Origin of the sequence: Pseudomonas sp. D3-27 (assembly GCF_051132165.1) — a bacterium.
In the GTDB taxonomy this organism is placed as follows: Bacteria; Pseudomonadota; Gammaproteobacteria; order Pseudomonadales; family Pseudomonadaceae; genus Aquipseudomonas.
This window is the reverse complement of sequence record NZ_CP071667.1, coordinates 4091427-4111213: the sequence shown is the minus strand read 5'-3', so window position 1 is coordinate 4111213 and position 19787 is coordinate 4091427. Positions and strand designations below refer to the sequence as shown.

General features: G+C 61.5%; 17 protein-coding genes. 12 read left to right on the top strand and 5 right to left on the bottom strand.

Annotation, left to right across the window (positions count from 1 at the left end):
- Positions 1–112 precede the first annotated feature (112 nt).
- From cobU to J3P92_RS18580, 7 genes are all read left to right on the top strand, one after another.
- The gene (gene cobU, locus J3P92_RS18610) at positions 113–634 is read left to right on the top strand and encodes a bifunctional adenosylcobinamide kinase/adenosylcobinamide-phosphate guanylyltransferase (RefSeq protein ID WP_420767519.1); all 522 of its coding nucleotides are present in this window, start codon (positions 113–115) and stop codon (positions 632–634) included.
- Entirely contained in the window at positions 631–1686 is a 1056-nt protein-coding gene (cobT, locus tag J3P92_RS18605) for a nicotinate-nucleotide--dimethylbenzimidazole phosphoribosyltransferase (RefSeq protein ID WP_434648647.1), read from the top strand. Before cobU ends, cobT begins: the two co-directional genes overlap by 4 nt.
- Entirely contained in the window at positions 1683–2258 is a 576-nt protein-coding gene (cobC, locus tag J3P92_RS18600) for an alpha-ribazole phosphatase family protein (protein ID WP_434648646.1), read from the top strand. The genes cobT and cobC overlap by 4 nt, the downstream gene beginning before the upstream one ends.
- Positions 2259–2260: 2 nt before the next feature.
- Positions 2261–2992 carry an adenosylcobinamide-GDP ribazoletransferase gene (locus tag J3P92_RS18595; RefSeq protein ID WP_434607264.1) on the top strand — a complete coding sequence of 244 codons (732 nt, stop codon included), beginning with the start codon at positions 2261–2263 and terminating at the stop codon, positions 2990–2992.
- Positions 2993–3063: 71 nt separating this feature from the next.
- Positions 3064–3468: a MarR family winged helix-turn-helix transcriptional regulator gene (locus tag J3P92_RS18590; RefSeq protein WP_030142382.1), complete on the top strand. Its 405-nt coding sequence runs from the start codon at positions 3064–3066 to the stop codon at positions 3466–3468.
- Between the two features lie 52 nt (positions 3469–3520).
- Positions 3521–4729, top strand: coding sequence for an MFS transporter (locus J3P92_RS18585; RefSeq protein WP_434648645.1), 1209 nt, complete (start codon positions 3521–3523; stop codon positions 4727–4729).
- Positions 4730–4911: 182 nt separating this feature from the next.
- Positions 4912–5460, top strand: coding sequence for a glutathione peroxidase (locus tag J3P92_RS18580; RefSeq protein ID WP_434648644.1), 549 nt, complete (start codon positions 4912–4914; stop codon positions 5458–5460).
- 99 nt (positions 5461–5559) lie between these two features.
- On the opposite strand, the gene J3P92_RS18575 is transcribed toward J3P92_RS18580, so the two are convergent.
- From J3P92_RS18575 to J3P92_RS18565, 3 genes are all read right to left on the bottom strand, one after another.
- Entirely contained in the window at positions 5560–6834 is a 1275-nt protein-coding gene (locus tag J3P92_RS18575) for an OmpP1/FadL family transporter (RefSeq protein ID WP_434560167.1), read from the bottom strand.
- Between the two features lie 144 nt (positions 6835–6978).
- Positions 6979–7461, bottom strand: a complete 483-nt coding sequence (locus J3P92_RS18570; RefSeq protein WP_420767882.1) for a hypothetical protein — start codon at positions 7459–7461, stop codon at positions 6979–6981.
- A 274-nt stretch (positions 7462–7735) separates the two neighbouring features.
- Positions 7736–7960, bottom strand: coding sequence for a hypothetical protein (locus J3P92_RS18565; protein ID WP_249875763.1), 225 nt, complete (start codon positions 7958–7960; stop codon positions 7736–7738).
- 901 nt (positions 7961–8861) lie between these two features.
- Here J3P92_RS18565 and J3P92_RS18560 point away from each other — a divergent pair.
- Positions 8862–9185: a hypothetical protein gene (locus J3P92_RS18560; RefSeq protein WP_080942569.1), complete on the top strand. Its 324-nt coding sequence runs from the start codon at positions 8862–8864 to the stop codon at positions 9183–9185.
- Between the two features lie 175 nt (positions 9186–9360).
- The gene (gene rmuC / locus J3P92_RS18555; protein WP_434651153.1) at positions 9361–10743 is read left to right on the top strand and encodes a DNA recombination protein RmuC; all 1383 of its coding nucleotides are present in this window, start codon (positions 9361–9363) and stop codon (positions 10741–10743) included.
- Between the two features lie 74 nt (positions 10744–10817).
- Here the strand turns inward: rmuC and J3P92_RS18550 are convergent, their stop codons facing one another.
- Complete coding sequence (locus J3P92_RS18550; protein WP_434648643.1) at positions 10818–14288, bottom strand: hybrid sensor histidine kinase/response regulator; 3471 nt, start codon at positions 14286–14288, stop codon at positions 10818–10820.
- A 244-nt stretch (positions 14289–14532) separates the two neighbouring features.
- The gene (locus tag J3P92_RS18545; protein WP_420767880.1) at positions 14533–15072 is read right to left on the bottom strand and encodes a TetR/AcrR family transcriptional regulator; all 540 of its coding nucleotides are present in this window, start codon (positions 15070–15072) and stop codon (positions 14533–14535) included.
- A 103-nt stretch (positions 15073–15175) separates the two neighbouring features.
- Between J3P92_RS18545 and J3P92_RS18540 the strand changes: the two genes are divergently transcribed.
- The 3 genes from J3P92_RS18540 (at position 15176) to J3P92_RS18530 (ending at position 19733) form a co-directional block, all read left to right on the top strand.
- Positions 15176–16369 carry an MFS transporter gene (locus J3P92_RS18540; protein WP_434648642.1) on the top strand — a complete coding sequence of 398 codons (1194 nt, stop codon included), beginning with the start codon at positions 15176–15178 and terminating at the stop codon, positions 16367–16369.
- Between the two features lie 103 nt (positions 16370–16472).
- Positions 16473–17633, top strand: a complete 1161-nt coding sequence (locus J3P92_RS18535; RefSeq protein WP_434648641.1) for a TDT family transporter — start codon at positions 16473–16475, stop codon at positions 17631–17633.
- 225 nt (positions 17634–17858) lie between these two features.
- On the top strand, positions 17859–19733 hold the full coding sequence (locus tag J3P92_RS18530; protein WP_434607249.1) for an MFS transporter: 1875 nt from the start codon (positions 17859–17861) through the stop codon (positions 19731–19733).
- Positions 19734–19787: the final 54 nt, after the last annotated feature.

The following is a 19787-nucleotide window of genomic DNA, read 5'->3' as shown; positions in this document are numbered from 1 at the left end:
CGCGAGCAGGCTCGCTCCCACATTGGTCTTGCGGCGCACAGAGATCCTGTGGGAGCGAGCCTGCTCGCGAAGGGGTCGGCACCCACACCGCCTATTTTGAAAGGGTATGAACATGCTCCAACTGATCCTCGGCGGCGCCCGCTCGGGCAAGAGTCGCCTGGCCGAAAAACTCGCCGCGAGCACAGGCTTGCCGGTGACTTACATCGCCACCAGTCAACCCCTGGACGGCGAAATGAACGAGCGTGTCGCCCAGCACCGCGCCCGGCGCCCCGCCGAATGGGCGCTGGTGGAGGAACCGTTGGCGCTGGCGCGGGTGCTGGAAGAAAACGCCGCACATGATCAATGCCTGTTGGTGGATTGCCTGACGCTCTGGCTCACCAACCTGCTGATGCTTGATGACGCCGACCGGCTGGTCGCCGAGCGTGAAGCGCTGCTGGATTGCATCAGTGCGCTTCCTGGCGAGGTCATATTCGTCAGCAACGAGACCGGCATGGGCGTCGTGCCGCTGGGGGAGTTGACCCGTCGTTATGTCGATGAAGCCGGTTGGCTGCATCAAGCCCTGGCCGAACGTTGTCAGCGCGTCGTGTTGACCGTCGCCGGCTTGCCCCTGACCCTTAAAGGAACTGCGTTATGAATCACCGGTGGTGGCTGGACCCGTGCAAGCCCGTCGATACCCAAGCGCTGGAGCAGGCCGCGGCCCGTCAGCAACAGCTGACCAAACCGGCCGGCTCCCTGGGGCGGCTGGAATCGGTGGCGGTGCAACTGGCGGGCCTGCAAGGGCAGGTCAAACCGAACCTCGACCGGTTGTGGGTTGCGATTTTCGCCGGTGATCATGGCGTCGTGGCCGAAGGTGTCTCGGCGTATCCCCAGGAAGTCACCGGGCAGATGTTGCTCAACTTCGTCAACGGCGGCGCGGCCATCAGCGTTCTGACGCGGCAATTGGGCGCGTCCCTGGAAGTGATCGACCTGGGCACTGTAACGCCTTCGCTGGATTTGCACGGCGTGCGCCATTTGAACCTGGGTCCTGGCACGGCGAATTTCGTCCGGGGGCCGGCGATGACCCTGGCGCAAGGCGAACAGGCCCTGCAAGCCGGACGCGATAGCGTGGCGCGCGCGGTCGCGGCTGGAACGCAATTGTTCATCGGCGGCGAGATGGGCATCGGTAATACCACTGCCGCCAGTGCCCTGGCCTGTGCCTTGCTCGACTGCCCGGTGACGCACCTGGTCGGGCCGGGCACGGGCTTGGACGCGGCAGGTATCAGCCGCAAGGCCCAGGTGATCGAGCGGGCCCTGGCGTTGCACGGTGGTGCGAGCGGCGACCCGTTGCAGACATTGTTCAACCTCGGCGGTTTCGAAATCGCGGCGTTGGTCGGTGCGTACCTGGCCTGCGCTCAGCAGGGCGTCGCCGTGCTGGTGGATGGGTTTATCTGCAGCGTAGCGGCGCTGGTGGCGGTGCGGCTCAATCCCGGATGTTGCCCATGGCTGCTGTTCGGTCATCGCGGTGCCGAGCCGGGTCACCGGCACGTGTTGGAAACCCTCGGCGCCGAACCGCTGCTGGACTTGGGCTTGCGCCTGGGCGAGGGCAGTGGCGCGGCGCTGGCGGTGCCGTTGTTGCGCCTGGCCTGTGACCTTCACGGGCAGATGGCGACGTTTGCCGAAGCGGCCGTGGCGGATCGCCCGGCATGATCTTGCGCCTGGACCTGCTGCGTCACGGTGAAACCGAGCTGGGCGGCGGCTTGCGCGGCAGCCTCGACGACGCCCTGACGGCCAGGGGCTGGGAGCAGATGCACGAGGCGGTCGCCCAAGGCGGGCCGTGGGATCGCCTGGTGTGCTCGCCATTGCAGCGATGCGCCCGTTTCGCCGAACAACTTGGCGCCCGGCTTGGCGTTCCGGTGCAGGCGGACAAAGACTTGCAAGAGTTGCATTTCGGCGCCTGGGAAGGTCGCAGCGCGGCGGCATTGATGGAGACCGACGCCGAGGCCCTCGGTCGCTTTTGGGCCGATCCTTACGCCTTCACACCTCCCGGGGGTGAGCCGGTATTGGCGTTTTCGGCGCGGGTGCTGGCGGCGGTCGAGCGCTTGCACCTCGCATATGCCGGTCAGCGCGTGTTGCTGGTCAGTCATGGCGGCGTGATGCGCTTGCTACTGGCCCAGGCCCGGGGGTTGCCACGCGAGCAATTAATGAATGTCGAAGTCGGCCATGGTGCGCTGTTTTCCCTGGCGGTGTCCTCCGGCCCCGTGCTTAGAGAGGCTGGCTGAGCATGTTGCCCTTCTGGATCGCCCTGCAATTTCTCAGCAGCTTGCCGATTCGCTTGCCGGGCATGCCTGAGCCCCGCGAGTTGGGGCGTTCGCTGTTGTTCTATCCCGTGGTGGGGCTGTTGTTCGGCGGTTTGCTGTGGTTGCTCGATGCACTGTTGGCGGGCGCGCCGGTGATGCTGCATGCCGCGCTGCTACTGATGGCGTGGGTGCTGCTCAGCGGCGGGCTGCACCTGGACGGCCTGGCCGACAGCGCCGATGCCTGGCTCGGCGGTTTCGGCGATCGTGAGCGTACGTTGCTGATAATGAAGGATCCACGCAGCGGGCCGATCGCCGTGGTCACGCTGGTGCTGGTGTTGCTGCTCAAATGGACCGCGCTGGTGGCGCTGATCGAGCAGGAGGATGCGTTGGCCTTGCTCGTTGTGCCGGTGCTGGGGCGTAGCGCCTTGCTGGGGTTGTTCCTCACCACGCCGTATGTGCGTGCCGGTGGGCTGGGCCAAGCGTTGGCCGATCATTTGCCGCGCCGCTCGGGCTGGCAGGTGTTGTGGGCCGGAGCGCTGGGGTGCGTGCTGGTGATGGGATGGGCGGGGCTGTGGACGTTGGCGGTCGCCGTGCTGGTATTTATCGGTTTGCGCCACATCATGCTGCGCAGGCTGCAGGGATGCACCGGCGACACGGCGGGCGCCTTGCTGGAATTGCTGGAAATGGCGGTTCTGGTGGCGTTGGCGTTGAGCTGAATCCCGGCTTGTCAGCGGTCAGGGCCTCATTTAAATTTGCATTCATTTAGTCGCGGGTATATACACGCATCATGCTTCCTTCCCAGTGTCTGTGCATCAACCTGCGTCGCGCCGCGCGTGGCGTCAGCAGGTACTACGACGGCGCTCTCGATGGCTTCGGGATCAACGTTGCCCAGTATTCTTTGCTCAATAACCTGGCGCGCCTGGACCAGCCGAGCATTTCGTCCCTGGCCGAGGCCATGGGCCTGGACCGCAGCACCCTAGGGCGCAACCTACGGGTGCTGGAAGGCGAGGGGTTGGTGAAGTTGGCTGAGGGCGACGATTTGCGCAACCGCATCGTTGTGCTCACCGAGGCGGGAAATGCCCGGTTGGCGGCGGCATTGCCGGCCTGGGAAGCGGCACAACAGAAATTGATCGACAAGCTCGGTGCCGAAAAGCGCGCGACCTTGCTGGCCTTGCTGGATGAGTTGGCGTGACGCCGGTTCGTCCGATGATAAGTGGGTATATACCCGCGACCGGAGAATAAGAATGACATCGATGTGGCGTACCTGTGGTTGGGTCCTGGTGGGCAGTGCGTTGATCCTGGCGTTGTCCCTGGGCGTGCGGCATGGCTTCGGGTTGTTCCTGGCGCCGATGAGCGACGAATTCGCCTGGGGCCGGGAGGTGTTTGCCTTCGCCATCGCTTTGCAGAACCTGATCTGGGGCCTGGCGCAGCCTTTCACGGGCGCCCTGGCGGATCGCTTCGGTGCGGCAAAAGTGGTGCTGATCGGTGGTGTCCTGTATGCGGTCGGCCTGGTCTTCATGGGCATGGCCGACTCGTCCTGGTCGCTGTCGTTGAGCGCCGGCCTGTTGATCGGCATCGGCCTGTCCGGCACTTCGTTCTCGGTAATCCTTGGTGTGGTTGGGCGGGCCGTGCCGCCAGAGAAACGCAGCCTGGGCATGGGTATCGCCAGTGCGGCCGGCTCGTTTGGCCAGTTCGCGATGTTGCCGGGCACGCTGGGGCTGATTGGTTGGCTCGGCTGGTCCGCGGCGCTGTTGGCGCTGGGCCTGCTGGTGGCGTTGATCGTGCCCTTGGTCAGTATGCTCAAGGATGCACCGGCACCCCTGAGCGGCAACGAGCAGACCTTGTCCGAAGCGTTGCGCGAGGCGTGCAGTCATTCCGGTTTCTGGCTGTTGGCGGTCGGTTTTTTTGTCTGCGGTTTCCAGGTGGTGTTCATCGGCGTGCATCTGCCGGCCTATCTGGTGGACCAGCACCTGCCGGCCAGCGTCGGCACCACCGTGTTGGCACTGGTCGGTCTGTTCAATATCTTCGGCACCTACACCGCCGGCTGGCTGGGCGGGCGCATGTCCAAGCCGCGCCTGCTGACTGGCCTGTACCTGGTGCGGGCGGTGGTGATCGGCCTGTTCCTGTGGTTGCCAGTGACGACGACCACGGCTTATCTGTTCGGCATGGCGATGGGTTTTCTCTGGTTATCGACGGTGCCATTAACCAACGGGACGGTCGCCACGTTGTTCGGTGTACGAAATCTCTCGATGCTGGGTGGGATCGTGTTCCTGTTCCACCAGTTGGGCTCGTTCCTCGGTGGTTGGCTGGGCGGCGTCGTGTACGACCGCACGGGCAGCTACGACTTGATCTGGCAGGTGTCGATTTTGCTCAGCCTGCTCGCGGCTGCGTTGAACTGGCCGGTGCGTGAGCGCCCGGTTGCCCGCCTGCAAGCCCAGGCGGGTGCGGCATGAGCCGCGTCGGCCCATGGTTGATCGCAGCCGGCGCCGCCGCGCTGCTGGCGGTCGCCTGGTGGGGCTGGCGCCAGGGCGGGTTGGCTTTGATGCAGCTGGGCATGGGCAGCTGCTGACGTGTGGACGGCATCGGGCGCGCGGAGTAACGTCGTGGTCTGACAGGCTTACAAGGAAAATCCGACATGATGCGTTGGTTTGCTGTTCCCACCCTGTTGCTGGCTATGACCGGGCATGTATGGGCGGCTGAATGCCCGTCACTCTTGGAGGGTTCGCTGCCCAAGCTGCGGGCCAAGGAAACCGTCGATTTGTGCCAGCGTTTCGCTGGCAAACCCTTGGTGGTGGTCAACACGGCCAGCTTCTGTGGGTTCGCTCCACAATTCAAAGGGCTCGAGGCGCTTAATCAGCGCTATAAAAGTGAAGGGTTGGAAGTGCTGGGCGTGCCGTCCAACGACTTCAAGCAGGAATCCAAGGACGGCGCGGAGACCGCCAAGGTTTGCTACGTCAACTATGGCGTGACCTTTACCATGACCGAACCGCAACCGGTACGGGGCGCGGATGCCATTCCCTTGTTCAAGCACCTGGCCGAACAGTCCAGCGCGCCGAAATGGAATTTCTACAAATACGTCGTGGATCGCCAGGGCAAGGTGGCTGGCAGCTTTTCCAGTCGGATAAAACCCGACGATCCTGATTTCATCAAGGCGGTGGAGACGGCTATCGCTTCCAAACCCTGATCCTCAACCACGAAAAAGCCCCGCTTTCTTTACAGAGAGCGGGGCTTTTTTTTCGCTTCAGGTGGCGACTGGCTGTTTATGCCTGCTCGCCGTGGATCATCAGAAGCGGTAGGTTGCGCCGACGCCGAAGCCGTTGGCGCTGTTTTCGTATTCAGCGTTGTAGGCCTGGCCCAGGGCGTTGGCTCTGTTGACGTTGACTTTTTCTTCCTTGAGATAGGAATAGGCCACGTCGATGGTCAGGTCGTCGGTTGGGCTCCAGCCGGCACCCAGGCTGAAGATGGTCCGGTCGCCGGTAGGAATGCGAGGCGAACGGTCGGCGTTGTTGGTCGGCGACTGGTCGAAGGACAGGCCGGTGCGCAGTACCCATTGCTTGTTCAACTGGTAGGAGGTACCGATGGCGTAGGCCCAGGTGTCGTGCCAGTTCTGTTCTTCGGTGATGGTGCCGAAGAGGGTTGGGTTCAATGCGCCGCCGCCGGTGATGTCGTTGTTCACGGTGATGTCTTTCAGGCGGCTCCAGCGAGTCCAGGTGCTACCGGCATAGACAGTCCAGGCATCGTTGATTTCCTGGGTTACCGAGAAGTCCACGGACTCAGGGGTCGTGATGTCCAGCGATGCGTCGTATCGGTCACCGCTCAACAGGAAGCCTGGCGTACCAGCACCCGGGCTCACTTCGGTGTGGCCCTCAAGCTTGTATTTGACCTTCGAGTGGTAAGTCAGGCCGACACGGGTGGTGTCAGTGGCTTGCACCAGCAAACCGATGTTGTAGCCGTAGCCAATATCGTCGCCCTTGATCTGGACGTTGCCATCATTAGGCGAGAATGGCGTGGTCAACGCCGACTCCAGCGAACCCGAAATCCGGTTGATAGTCGGGCCAAAACCGATCGACACCTTGTCATTGAAGGCGTAGCTGATGGTTGGCTGGAAGGTCACGACCTTCACTTCGCTCTTGCTGCCGAAGTTGCGGCCCTGGAAGCTGCTTTCGTAGTCGGTGATCAGGCCGAAGGGGGCGTAGACGCCCAGGCCGAATGCCCATTGATCGTCGATTGGCTTGACGTAGTAGCCCATCGGAACGCCGGTGAACGGGACCATGTCGCCATCGTTCGTACCGGACTGGGTGCCGCTGGCATCGTTGATGTCGGTGGATGCGTCGATGACGGCGAAGCCGCCGGTGACTTGTTGGCGCTTGAGGCGGGACATGCCAGCAGGGTTGCCAAACACGGTGCTTGCATCATCGGCAGAAGAAGAACGACCCGCGAAGCCAGTGCCCATGCCACTGATGCTTTGTTCGTTCAAGGCAAAGCCACTGGCGAAAATTTGGGTGGATGCCAAGGTAACGGCAAGGCCAAGGGTGGTTTTGAGCATCATTTTTTTCATTGTTAGAACTCCAGGTGATCACCGGGGCGAAAATTACCAACATTTTTGCCCAAGCGCTATAGCTTGTATGGCTTGATTTAGAGGGGTTTTGTAGGACAATCCGACCAAAATCGTCGCAGTTGTAGGAAGTTTCCTTTTTTCCATTCAGCAAGCGACCTGGTTCAAGGGTGAAACACAGTTTTGCCACGCGCAGGTGAAGTCCCGCAGGCGACCAGTGGGATGAAAAACCTGGCGCCAGATGCGGGCCATGGCGAGCAAATCGTTTGAATCGGGAAGCGGGGTGGCGTGTTCTTCAACCAGCAACCAAGCGATGGCCGTGGCGTAGCGCAAATTGACGGTCAATTCCTGATGAGGGCCGCTCAGGAAAGCATGCTGGCTCGCCAGGCCTCGCACCAGGCTGGCTCGTTCCGGATCCAACGCCAGGTAATCGTCCCACAGGGCTTGATGGCGCGGTTCAGTGATGCGGTACAAGCCGTGCCCACGACGATCGTGCAACGCGGCGCCCAGGCCTGATTGACTGGCGGCGATCCCCAGCAACAGGTTTTCCGCCGTTGTGCTGTGGCTCCCCAGGTAAAGGAGCGTCGGGCGGATCACATAACGACACAGTTCGCTGGCAGCGATACCCATAAAATCCTCGAAACGGGAAATGGGCGGAGCCTGACGGTGTGGGCTTGGCAGCGGGTGGATCGGATCAGGCTCCGCCGAAGCGGATCATGCCGCTCGAGTTGAAGTGTAGTGTCATATCTGCGCTGTAAAGGCCTGTTTTTAAACCATGTTCATCGAACGGTTATGACCGTTATAGCTGTTTGTACTTAAGCCGTTGCGCTTTATCGAGAAATGCCGGGCAATAAAAAGCCCCGCGTTTTGGGCGGGGCCTTGGATGCTTCAGTGTCCTGGCGTGTCAGGCAACGAGCGCCTGACGGGTACGCTCGATGACCGCCTGCAGCGGTTCTGCGCTGGAGTACTGGTCTGGATACAAGCGTTCGCTGTGACGGGCGATGCCGTGTTCGTTGACCAGCGTGAAGCTGAAGCAGCCTTTGCGAGCGGCCATGATCAGGCAGTTCATTGGAGCAAAGGCGTTGGTTAGGGTGCGGATGGCATCCTGTGTCTGGATTTGATTAGACATGTTATGGGTGTTCCTACAAATGACACGATTAAGAACCGTGCAACGTTAAAACGTTCCAGTAACGTCGACCACCATTGGTCGAACGAAGAACCCGACTGGAACAAAGCAGCCAGTTTGAGCGCTATAAAAGGGCGCGCTTGGGCTGGCAGGTAGGTACTTAGGAGGGCAGGCAACACATCGAGGGCAAAGGTTCTGGGCCCGGGGTGAAGATCCTGATCAATTTGCAGGTTGGTTCGGTCAGAATAATGAGCCTGGCGGCAGCTTCGGATTCGTTCGAAGTGCGCAGCGCGAGCATTACCTGGAAACCATCGAGGGGGGCGGTCTCTTTTTCGGCAGGCTTCCCGTGGGGATAGCTGACCGCTGAGATGTTTCCGACCCGGAATTGACTTTCAGCTTGGTACTAACGCCGCGGATACTATCGAATCAAGCCGCTTTAGGGAAGGCCGTTGGTCAGAAAAATGCCGGTGCTGCCGCTGGGGCGCGAAAGCGCGCAGCGTGTAAAAGTCTGGGATCGGGGCTTTTCCACAGGGTCTTGAGCGCCAGATGCGTCAAAAAAGCGCAGCGATATAACCACTTGAGCTGTTACTTGTACACACTCCTATGGGCCGCTGTCACCGTATTGTCATCTTTGAACAATCCGGGGCGGGTGCCTGTATCCAAAATTTAAGTCAATGAAAAACATCGCTTTTTTTTACTGGTGAAAAAATCGACAGTTTGAGCGCAGGCCCCGTTCCATAGGGCTTGCGGCGAGTTCAGGGTAGGTTGTCCACTGAGTTATCCACAGCTTCTGTGGATTGTCCCAAGCGCTTGCTCTAGAACGGGCGTGCCGGTTTTTTTCGACTTTACCCGTACGAAAAAAGGAGTAGAGTGGCGCGCCTTCCGATCTGTCCCGTAGTGCGTTATGAAGTTTCGCTCAGTATCAAATCCTGTTACCTCCGTACCCTCAGGTGTTACCCCTCCCAAGCGCATATCGATGCGAGTTGCCGAGTGGCTGCTGGACAGCCCGAGCCTGGGAGAGCGTCCCAGCGTCAAGCACCTGGCTGGACGCCTACTCAAACAACCGGCGCGCGAAGGCGTGGTGGCCGCACAAAGTCGCCTCGGTCAGCTGATGTGCCGCGAATGCGGCAATGCACGGGACCGGCGTATTGGCCAGGACCTGCTGCGCCAGGCCGCGCGGGCCGGCGATCATCGTGCCCGCCAGGCATTGGGCGAGATCGAAGACTGAGCTGGGCAACGCCGGGTTGCTTGGTTAACCTTCGGGCTTTATCTCTTGCGCGGGAATTGTCATGGCGATGGATTTGACCAGCCTGTTGCTTGGCCTGGCAGGCGCTGCGGTGCCGCTGTTGGCATTGGCCTGGCACCTGCAACGCCAGGCAAGCGCGGCACAGACCGAGCTGGCGTTGATGGAAGAACGCCTGGCGACCGCCCACATGGCACACGATGGGTTGAATGCCCAGCTCGATGCCTGCCGCGACGAAATCAGTGACTTGGGCCAGGCCAATGCCGCCAGGCAAGCCGAGCTTGCGGCTGCGTGTCGCGAGGTCGAACTGCTGCAGATCGAGCGTGACAACGCAAGGGACGCGTCGCATGCCTGGAACCTGGAGCGTGCCAATAAGGAAGCTGAATTGCGACGCCTGGATGCCCAGGCTGCTTCGTTGCAGGCCGAATTGCGCGAGCAGCAAGAGAGCCATCAGCAGCGCCTGGACGATCTTCAAGGCTCGCGGGACGCATTGCGGGCCCAGTTCGCCGAGCTCGCGGGAAAAATCTTCGACGAGCGTGAACAGCGTTTCGCCGAAACCAGCCAGCAGCGCCTGGGTCAGTTGCTCGACCCACTGAAGGAACGCATCCAGTCCTTTGAAAAACGCGTCGAGGAAAGCTACCAGGCCGAGGCCCGGGAGCGATTTTCCCTGGGCAAGGAACTGGAGCGCCTGCAACAGCTGAACCTGCGCCTGAGCGATGAAGCCACCAACCTGACTCGTGCGCTCAAGGGCCAGAAGACCCAGGGCAACTGGGGCGAGTTGATCCTCGAGCGGGTCCTGGAACATGCCGGCTTGGAGAAGGGCCGCGAATACCAGACCCAGGTCAGTCTCAAGGGGCCGGATGGCGAACGGTTCCAGCCGGACGTATTGATTTATCTGCCCGGCGACAAGCAGGTGGTGGTCGATTCGAAGGTCAGCCTCACGGCCTACCAGCAATATGTGGCGGCCGAAGACAATGCCATCGGCCAGTTGGCTCTCAAGCAGCACGTCGTGTCATTGCGAGCCCACGTCAAAGGCTTGGCCGGCAAGGACTACAAGCGTCTGGACGGTCTGCACAGCCTGGATTTCGTCTTGCTGTTCGTGCCGATCGAAGCGGCATTTTCCGCAGCCTTGCAAGCCGAGCCGAACCTGTTCCAGGAAGCTTTCGACCGCAACATCGTGATCGTCAGCCCGACCACGCTGCTGGCGACGCTGCGGGTGATCGACAGCTTGTGGAAGCAAGAGCGCCAGAGCCAGAACGCCCGGGAAATCGCCGAACGGGCGGGGTGGCTGTATGACAAGTTCGTCCTGTTTATCCAGGACCTGGACGAAATCGGCAGTCGCTTGCAGCAGTTGGACAAAGCCTACAGCGCCGCACGCAATAAGCTGACGGAAGGGCGCGGCAACTTGGTCAGCCGCAGCGAGCAGTTGAAACTGCTCGGCGCCAGGGCGAGCAAGAGCTTGCCTACGGAGTTGCTTGAACGGGCGATGGCGGACGTGGATGGGTTGCCAGAGGAGACCGGCGAAGAAAGCCGGGGTCAGTAGCCTACAAGGCTTGCACCGGACCCCTGTGGCGAGAGAGCTTGCTCCCTCGCCACAGGGGTTTACTTTTTCCCCTATTACAACGGCAAGTGCCGGCTCAACAACGCCCTCAACGCCGCCGGCTTCACCGGCTTGGCCAAGTAATCCAATCCCGCCGCATGCACCTGGGCCACGGTCTCGGGCCGGCCATCGGCACTGATCACCACTCCGGGCACCGGCTCGCCCATGCGCGTGCGCAACCAGGCCATCAGTTCGGTCCCGGTTTCGCCGTCGTCCAGGTGAAAATCCACCAGCGCCAGTTGCGGCCGGCCGCCCTGGGCGAGCCAGCGCTCGCATTCTTCACGATTACGCGCCGTCCATACGCGGCACCCCCAGCGGGTCAGCAGGCTGTTCATGCCGATCAGGATGCTGTCTTCGTTATCGACACACAGCACCTGTGCGCCGCTGGGCAAATGGCCGTTGGCTTCGATCACGACAGTGGGCTCGACGGCTTGGCTACTGGCCAATGGCACGCTGACGCTGAACACGCTGCCGCGCCCTGGCCAGGAACGCACGCGCAAGGTATGGCCGAGCACGCGACACAGTCCATCGGCAATTGCCAGGCCGAGGCCGAGCCCTTTTTCGGCCCGGGTCTGATGGCTGTCCAGGCGTTTGAATTCTTCGAAGATGACCTGCAGCTTGTCTTCGGCGATCCCCGGCCCGCGGTCCCAGACCTCCAGACACAGCTCGCCGTTGCCCCGGCGCACGCCTAGCAGCACCGGGCCCTTGGCGTAGCGGAAGGCATTGGTGAGGAAGTTCTGCAGCACGCGGCGCAGCAGCTTGATGTCGCTGTCGACTCGCAGCCGCGAGCCGCGAACCCGGAATTTCAAGCCTTGCTCTCGAGCCAGCACGGTGAACTCGGCGCCGAGGGTATCGAATAGATCATTGAGGACAAACGGCTTGCGGTCGGGGTTGATCTTGCCGTTTTCCAATCGGGAGATGTCCAGCAGGTCCGTGATCAAGTCCTCGGCCGAGCGCAACGAGCTGTCCAGATGTTGCACCAACTGCCGGGCTTCGCTCGGCAAGCCGTCGTGCTGATGGGAAAGCGCGGCGGAGAACAGGCGCGCGGCGTTGAGAGGCTGCATCAAGTCATGGCTGACAGCGGCCAGAAAGCGGGTCTTGGACTGGTACGCGGCTTCGGCCGTGCTCTTGGCTTCGGTCAGCGCGAGGTTGAGTTGCGACAGTTCGCGGGTGCGTTCGGCCACCCGCTGTTCCAGCCCTTCGTTGGCTTCGGTCAAGGCCTGTTCGGCTTCGCGGTAAGCAGTGATGTCCGTGAAACTCATGACGAAACCGCCGCCGGGCATCGGGTTGCCGATCAGCTCGATCACACGGCCGTTGGGGAACAGGCGTTCCGAGGTGTGCGCGCGGCCCTGGCGCATCCAGTGCAGGCGCCGGGCGACATGGACTTCGGCCTCGCCCGGGCCACAAAGGCCGCGCTCGGCGTTGTAACGGATGATGTCGGCGATCGGCCGACCGACGCTGATCAAGCCGTCGGGGTAGTTGAACAGTTCCAGGTATCGACGGTTCCAGGCCACGAGCCTGAGGGACTGGTCGACCACGCTGATGCCCTGGGTGATGTTTTCGATGGCGCCTTGCAGCAGCGCTCGGTTGAATTGCAGCACTTCGGACGCTTCGTCGGCGATCCGCACGACGTCTTCCAGTTGCATCTCGCGGCCTTCGATGGCCGCTTTCACCACGGCTCGCGTCGACGACGCGCCGAGTACACCGGCCAGCAGCCGCTCGGTATGGGCGATCCATTCGCTGTCGGCGTTCTGGCTCGGGTTGAAGCCTTTGCCTTGGCGATAGGCAAAGCGAATGAAGCTCTGGCGCGCCCGTTCTTCGCCGACGAAGCGGGCCGCCAGCTGCAACAGATCCTCGATCTGGACCGCCAGCATCGAGCGAGGATTGGGTCGGGCGCTGATCTCCTGACCGATGAAGCGTCCAGCCTGCCAATGCTCCGACACGCGCGTGCGCGACAGGACCGAAACCCAGGCGAACAATATGAAATTGCCCGCCAGGGACAGGACGACACCTTGGGTCAGCGGCGTAATCGGCAAATCCAGCGGATTGCCATGCAGCCAGGCCAGGCCGGGGAAGCTGCTCAGTGACCAGCCCAGGCTATGGGCGGCGATCGGCAGCACCAGCGTGTAGAACCACAGGAATATGCCCATGGCGAGGCCGGCGAACACGCCGCGTCGATTCGCCTGTTTCCAGTACAGCGCGCCGATCATGGCGGGTGCCAGTTGCGTCACGGCGGCGAAGGCGATCTGGCCGATGGTGGCCAGGCTCGCGGTCGAACCCAGCAGCCGGTAGCTGACATAAGCCAATAGGAGAATCGCAACGATGCTCACCCGGCGTACCGACAGCATCCATTGGCGGAACACTTCGAAAGGCCGCTCGGCGTTGTTGCGGCGCAATAGCCATGGCAGCAGCATGTCGTTGGAGACCATGGTCGACAGGGCGACACTCGCCACGATGACCATGCCGGTGGCGGCCGAGGCGCCGCCGATGAAGGCCAGCACCGCCAGCGCCGGATGGGCCTGGGCGAGTGGCAGGCTGATGACGAACGAATCCGGCAGTACCGAGCTGGGCAACATCATTTGCCCGGCGAGGGCGATCGGCACCACGAACAGGGCGGCCAGGGCCAGGTAGGCTGGGAACACCCATTTGGCCAGGCGCAGGTCCTGGGGTTCGATGTTCTCCACCACGGTGACGTGGAACTGCCGTGGCAGGCAGATGATCGCCATCATCGCCACGCCGGTTTGCACCACCATGGACGGCCAGTTGATGGTCTCCTTCCAATACTGCTCCAACCGTGGCGCGAGCATCGCCTGGTTGAACAGGTCGTCGAAGCCGTCATAAAGGCCAAACGTGACGAACGCGCCAACCGCCAGGAAGGCGAACAGCTTGACCAGCGATTCAAAGGCAATCGCCAACACCATGCCGCGGTGGTGCTCGGTGGCGTCGAGGTTGCGAGTGCCGAAGACGATGGTGAACAGCGCCAGGATCAGCGAGACGATCAACGCAGTATCCTGCGCTCGGGTGCCCATGGCGTCGGCACCGGCGCCGATCAACAGGTTCACGCCGAGCACGATGCCCTTTAGCTGCAAGGCAATGTAAGGCAGCACGCCGACCAGGCAGATCAGGGCGACCGCCACTGCCAGTGATTGTGATTTGCCGTAGCGGGCGGCGATGAAGTCGGCGATGGAGGTGATGTTCTCCTGCTTGCTGATCATCACCATCTTCTGCAAGACCCACGGCGCCAGTACCAGCAGCAGGATCGGCCCGAGGTAGATCGGCAGGAATGACCAGAGCTGTTCGGCGGCCTGGCCCACGGCGCCGAAAAACGTCCAGCTGGTGCAATACACCGCCAGCGACAGGCTGTAGACCCACGCGCGCACACGTGGTGGCAGCGGTGTGCTGCGTCGGTCGCCGTAAAAGGCGATGGCAAACATGATGGCCATATAGGCCAGGGCGACAACGGCGATCAGCCCGCTGGACAGCGACATGGAAACTCCCAGACAAATACGCCCGGGCTTGGGCCCGGCAAGACAGTCTCGCACGCCCGCTCGGGTTCGTCAGTGTCGACCAAGGTCGAGGCGTGGCGGGGTGTCGCGGGTGGGATTTTTTTATGCAGCGATGTTGCCGGCCTCATCGCGAGCAAGCTCGCTCCCACAATGGCTATTTATCGAATACAAGATTTGTGGCACACCGAAATCCAATGTGGGAGCGAGCTTGCTCGCGATGGCATTTTCACTGATCCAACGCCATATCCACCAACCGATACAATTCCTCGACCTCCAGCGGCGCGGTGGCAAAGAGGATTCGAAACACCGTCGGCGCAACGATCACATTCACCAGTCGCTCGATACCCGGGTTCGGCTCGTCGGGATAACGATCCAGGATGATCTGCAACTGGCCGCTGATAATGCCCACGCAATACCCCGGCGTGGCGCAAGCCTGGATGTCACGCATCATATTGCGGCCAGGTTCTGAACTCATCTCGTCGAGGTATTGCTCGGCCCAGGCGCGCAAGTCGCCGCGCAGGCTGCCAGTGTTGGCTGGCTCGCTGTCCGGGCGCATGCGCGCGATGGCAACATCGGCCAACAGCGCCGGCAGATCGCCCCAGCGCCGGTAGATGGTGGACGGCGTGACCCCGGCGCGCGCGGCGATTTGCGGCACGGTCAAGGTGGCGCGGTCCTGCTCCTGGAGCAGGGCGCGTACCGCCGAGTGAATCGACTCCTGAACCCGGGCACTTCTGCCGCCGGGGCGTAAACCTTCTTTAATAGCCATACATCGGACCTTAACACAAAGAATTTGCTTTAAGCGCATGCCGGTAGCACACTCCGCAAAAGCAAAAAATTAGCTTTTATGAATCTCCTCGTGGAGCGTGCCCATGTCTCGTCCAGCTTCGACCCGCGCCAGTCTCATCTTCCTGGCGATCACCTTGCTCGGTTTTCTGGCGGCCTCCAGCGCGCCGACGCCGTTGTATCACCTCTACCAGGAACATCTGCAGTTCTCTCCGGCGATCCTCACGCTGATCTTCGGTGTGTATGCGTTCAGTCTGTTGGCGGCCTTGCTGGTCGTCGGCTCGTTGTCCGATTACCTCGGTCGCAGACCGGTGATCTTCGCGGCATTATTGCTCAACATGCTAGCGATGCTGCTATTCATCAATGCCGACAGTGTGGGCTGGTTGATGGGCGCGCGACTGATACAAGGCTTCGCCACCGGCATGGCCACCAGTGTGCTGGGCGCCGCGTTGCTCGACTTCGATCGCCAGCAAGGCCCCCTAGTCACCAGCGTTGCGCCCCTGCTGGGCATGGCGTGTGGCGCGATGGGGTGTGGCCTGCTGGCAGAATTTGCGCCGATGCCGTTGCAACTGACTTATTGGCTGCTGCTGGCGTTGTTTCTGGTCCAGGCGGTTTATCTCTGGCGCCTGGCCGAAAGCGTTAGCCCGCAGCCCGGGGCCTGGCGGTCGTTGCGCCCCACCTTGCATGTGCCGGTCCAGGCCCGGCGCGCGTTGTGGCTGATCCTGCCGCTGGACCTGGCGGCCTGGGCGGTCGGTGGTTTCTATCTGTCCCTGGCGCCGTCCCTGGTTCGCGCCGCCACCGGTTCGACATCGAACCTGATCGGCGGCTCGCTGGTGGCCGTGCTGACACTCAGCGGCGCATTGTCGATCTACATGTTGCGTAACCGCGCCGCGCAAATGATGCTGCGTCTTGGCGCGACGCTGCTGGTGCTTGGCCTGGCCCTGGTGTTGATTGCCGTACACGCGGCCAGCCTGCCGTTGTTTTTCATCGGCACGCTGGTGACCGGCAGCGGTTTCGGCGCGGGATTCATCGGCGCGCTGCGCAGCATCATGCCCTTGGCCTTGCCCCACGAGCGGGCTGGCTTGATGTCGGCGTTCTATGTGCTCAGCTATCTGGCCTTCAGCCTGCCATCGTTGCTGGCGGGGAATCTGACCCGTATTTTCGGCCTGATTCCGACCACGGACGGCTACGGCGCGGTGTTGATTGTCATGGCCGCCGGCGCGCTGGTGGGTTTGTTGCGTGAACCCGCACGGCCGCTGGCGGACGGGCTTCGGCCCTGATTGGTTATCTATAGAACAGAATAGATATAGAGAAATTACCCGTTATATAGATATTCGATCCGGTTCTAGCATAGCTCCACCTCATCCGAGGAGAGGAGTGATCATGACCTGCTTTGCTGAAAACCGTTTTCGACCGCTGAGCCATTTGCCGGGGCCATTGGAAGTCGTCCGCCAATTCACGCCGAACTGGTTTGCCGCGACCATGGGCACCGGTGTGCTGGCGTTGGCCCTGGCGCAACTGCCTGGGGCCAACCCTGGCGTATATGCGATTGCGCAAGGATTGTGGCTGTTCAATATCGTCCTGTTTGCCCTGTTCACCGGGCTCTACACTGCTCGCTGGGTGCTGTTCTTCGACGAGGCCCGGCGGATTTTCGGGCATTCAACCGTGTCGATGTTCTTCGGCACGATCCCGATGGGGCTGGCAACGATCATCAACGGTCTCCTGGTGTTCGGCGTACCGCGCTGGGGCGAGGGCGTGTTGTCGCTGGTCGAGGCGTTGTGGTGGACTGACGTGGCGATGTCGCTGGCCTGCGGTGTGCTGATTCCGTTCCTGATGTTCACCCGCCAGGAACACCGCATCGACCAGATGACCGCCGTGTGGCTGTTGCCCGTGGTGGCCGCCGAAGTCGCCGCCGTCAGCGGTGGCCTGCTGGCGCCGCACTTGGCTGACGTGCATTCGCAACTGATCATATTGGTCACCAGCTACATACTCTGGGCATTTTCCCTACCGGTGGCGTTCAGCATTCTGACCATCCTGCTGTTGCGCATGGCCTTGCACAAACTGCCCCACGAGAACATGGCCGCTTCGAGCTGGCTGGCCCTCGGCCCCATCGGCACCGGCGCACTGGGCATGTTGGTGCTGGGCGGCGATGCGCCGGTGATTCTTGCCGCCAATGGCCTGCCGGGCGTGGGCGAGGTTGCATCGGGCCTGGGGTTGGTCGCCGGTATCACCCTGTGGGGCTTCGGATTCTGGTGGATGTTGATGGCGCTATTGATCACCGCGCGCTATTTGCGCGAAGGCATCCCGTTCAACCTCGGCTGGTGGGGCTTCACCTTTCCCTTGGGCGTGTATGCGCTGACGACGCTGAAGCTGGCAAGCCTTCTGGACCTGGATTTCTTCAGCGTGTTCGGCTGCGGGCTGGTGGCGCTGCTGGTGGTGATGTGGCTGATCGTCAGCTGGCGCACGCTGGTCGGCGCCTGGCATGGCGAGTTGTTTGTGTCGCCGTGCCTAGTGTCCTGTACCTCAAATACTGCTCCTTCTTGACTGCGTCTGTTGTCGTCATGCAGCGTTGCCGCTCCTCGCCATAACCGGCTATGACTCTTTGCTACACCTTGCCTGACGACAACAGCCACTCGCCAAAAAGAAACGTATTTGCGAAACAGGACACTCGCAGTGCTGGGGAAATAATCGCCAAAGACAGGTAATGTGTGGCCTGGACCGAAAAAGCGTCATTCCAATAAGCGTCCACGCCACTCAGGAACATGGAAGATGAGTCACCCTTCACAGTTCACCTTGCTTCGCACGCGGCGCTTCCTGCCGTTCTTCGTTACGCAGTCCCTTGGCGCGTTCAACGACAACGTCTTCAAGCAATCATTGATCCTCGCCATCCTCTACAAACTGGCCATCGAGGGCGACCGCTCGATCTGGGTCAACCTTTGCGCGCTGCTGTTCATTCTGCCGTTCTTCCTGTTCTCGGCGCTGGCGGGGCAGTTTGGGGAGAAGTTCGCCAAGGACGCCTTGATCCGCCTGATCAAACTGGGCGAAATCGCGATCATGGCGGTCGGCGCGGTGGGTTTCCTGTTCGATCACCTGTGGCTGATGCTGGTGGCGCTGTTCGCCATGGGCACCCACTCGGCATTGTTCGGGCCGGTGAAATATTCGATCCTGCCGCAAGCCCTGCGCGAAGACGAACTGGTCGGTGGCAATGGCCTGGTGGAAATGGGTACATTCCTGGCCATCCTGGCGGGAACCATCGGTGCGGGGATCATGATGTCTTCGGCGCACTACGCGCCGGTGGTGTCGGTGGCCATTGTCGGCATTGCCGTGGCCGGTTACCTCGCCAGTCGCGGCATCCCACGGGCGGCGGCGGCCTCGCCGCAGATGCGTTTGAACTGGAATATTATCAGCCAATCGTGGGCGACCTTGAAGCTGGGCCTCGGGCAGACTCCGGCGGTGTCCCGCTCCATTGTCGGCAACTCTTGGTTCTGGTTCGTCGGGGCGATCTACCTGACGCAGATTCCCGCGTACGCCAAGGAATGGATGCACGGCGACGAAACCGTGGTGACCCTGATTCTCACGGTTTTTTCAGTAGGGATTGCCCTGGGTTCGATGCTCTGCGAAAGACTGTCAGGGCGCAAAGTGGAAATCGGCCTGGTGCCGTTCGGTTCGTTCGGGCTGACGGTGTTCGGCCTGCTGCTGTGGTGGCACTCCGGTGGAATCCCCGACAGCGCCGACGGCCATGGCTGGCTGCAGATTCTCGGGTTTGGCCACGCCTGGCTGGTCCTGATCGATATCCTCGGCCTGGGTATCTTTGGCGGCTTCTACATCGTGCCGCTGTATGCGCTGATCCAGTCGCGTACCGTTGAAAACGAGCGGGCGCGGGTGATCGCCGCCAACAATATTCTCAACGCCTTGTTCATGGTGGTCTCGGCGATCGTTTCCATCGTCCTGCTGAGCCTGGCCAAGCTGTCGATCCCACAGCTGTTTTTAGTGGTGTCGCTGCTGAACATTGGCGTCAACGCCTACATCTTCAAGATCGTCCCCGAGTTCAGCATGCGCTTCATGATCTGGCTGCTCAGCCATTCCATGTACCGTGTGGAGCATCGCAACCTGGAGGCGATTCCCGATGAGGGTGCCGCGCTGCTGGTGTGCAATCACGTGTCGTTTGTCGATGCCTTGTTGATTGGCGGTGCGGTGCGTCGGCCGATTCGCTTCGTGATGTACTACAAGATCTACAACCTGCCGGTCCTGAACTTTATCTTTCGAACCGCTGGGACGATTCCGATTGCCGGACGCCAGGAAGATATTCATATCTACGAAAAGGCCTTCAGCCGCATCGCCCAATATTTGGAAAACGGCGAGTTGGTGTGCATCTTCCCTGAAGGAAAGTTGACCGCCGACGGTGAGATCAATGAATTCAGGAGCGGCTTGACGCGCATCCTTCAGGAAACGCCGGTGCCGGTGATTCCGCTGGCGTTGCAGGGGTTGTGGGGGAGTTTCTTCAGTCGCGACCCAGGTAAAGGGATGTTCCGTCGGTTCTGGTCCCGCGTGACCTTGGTGGCGGGGACGGCGGTAGCGGTCGAGTCGGCTGAGCCTGCGAAGTTGCAGGCGTTGGTGGGCGAGTTGCGTGGGGCTGTCAGGTAATAGCTGTTATTTTGCGGGCCTCTTCGCGAGCAGGCTCGCTCCCACAATGGACCG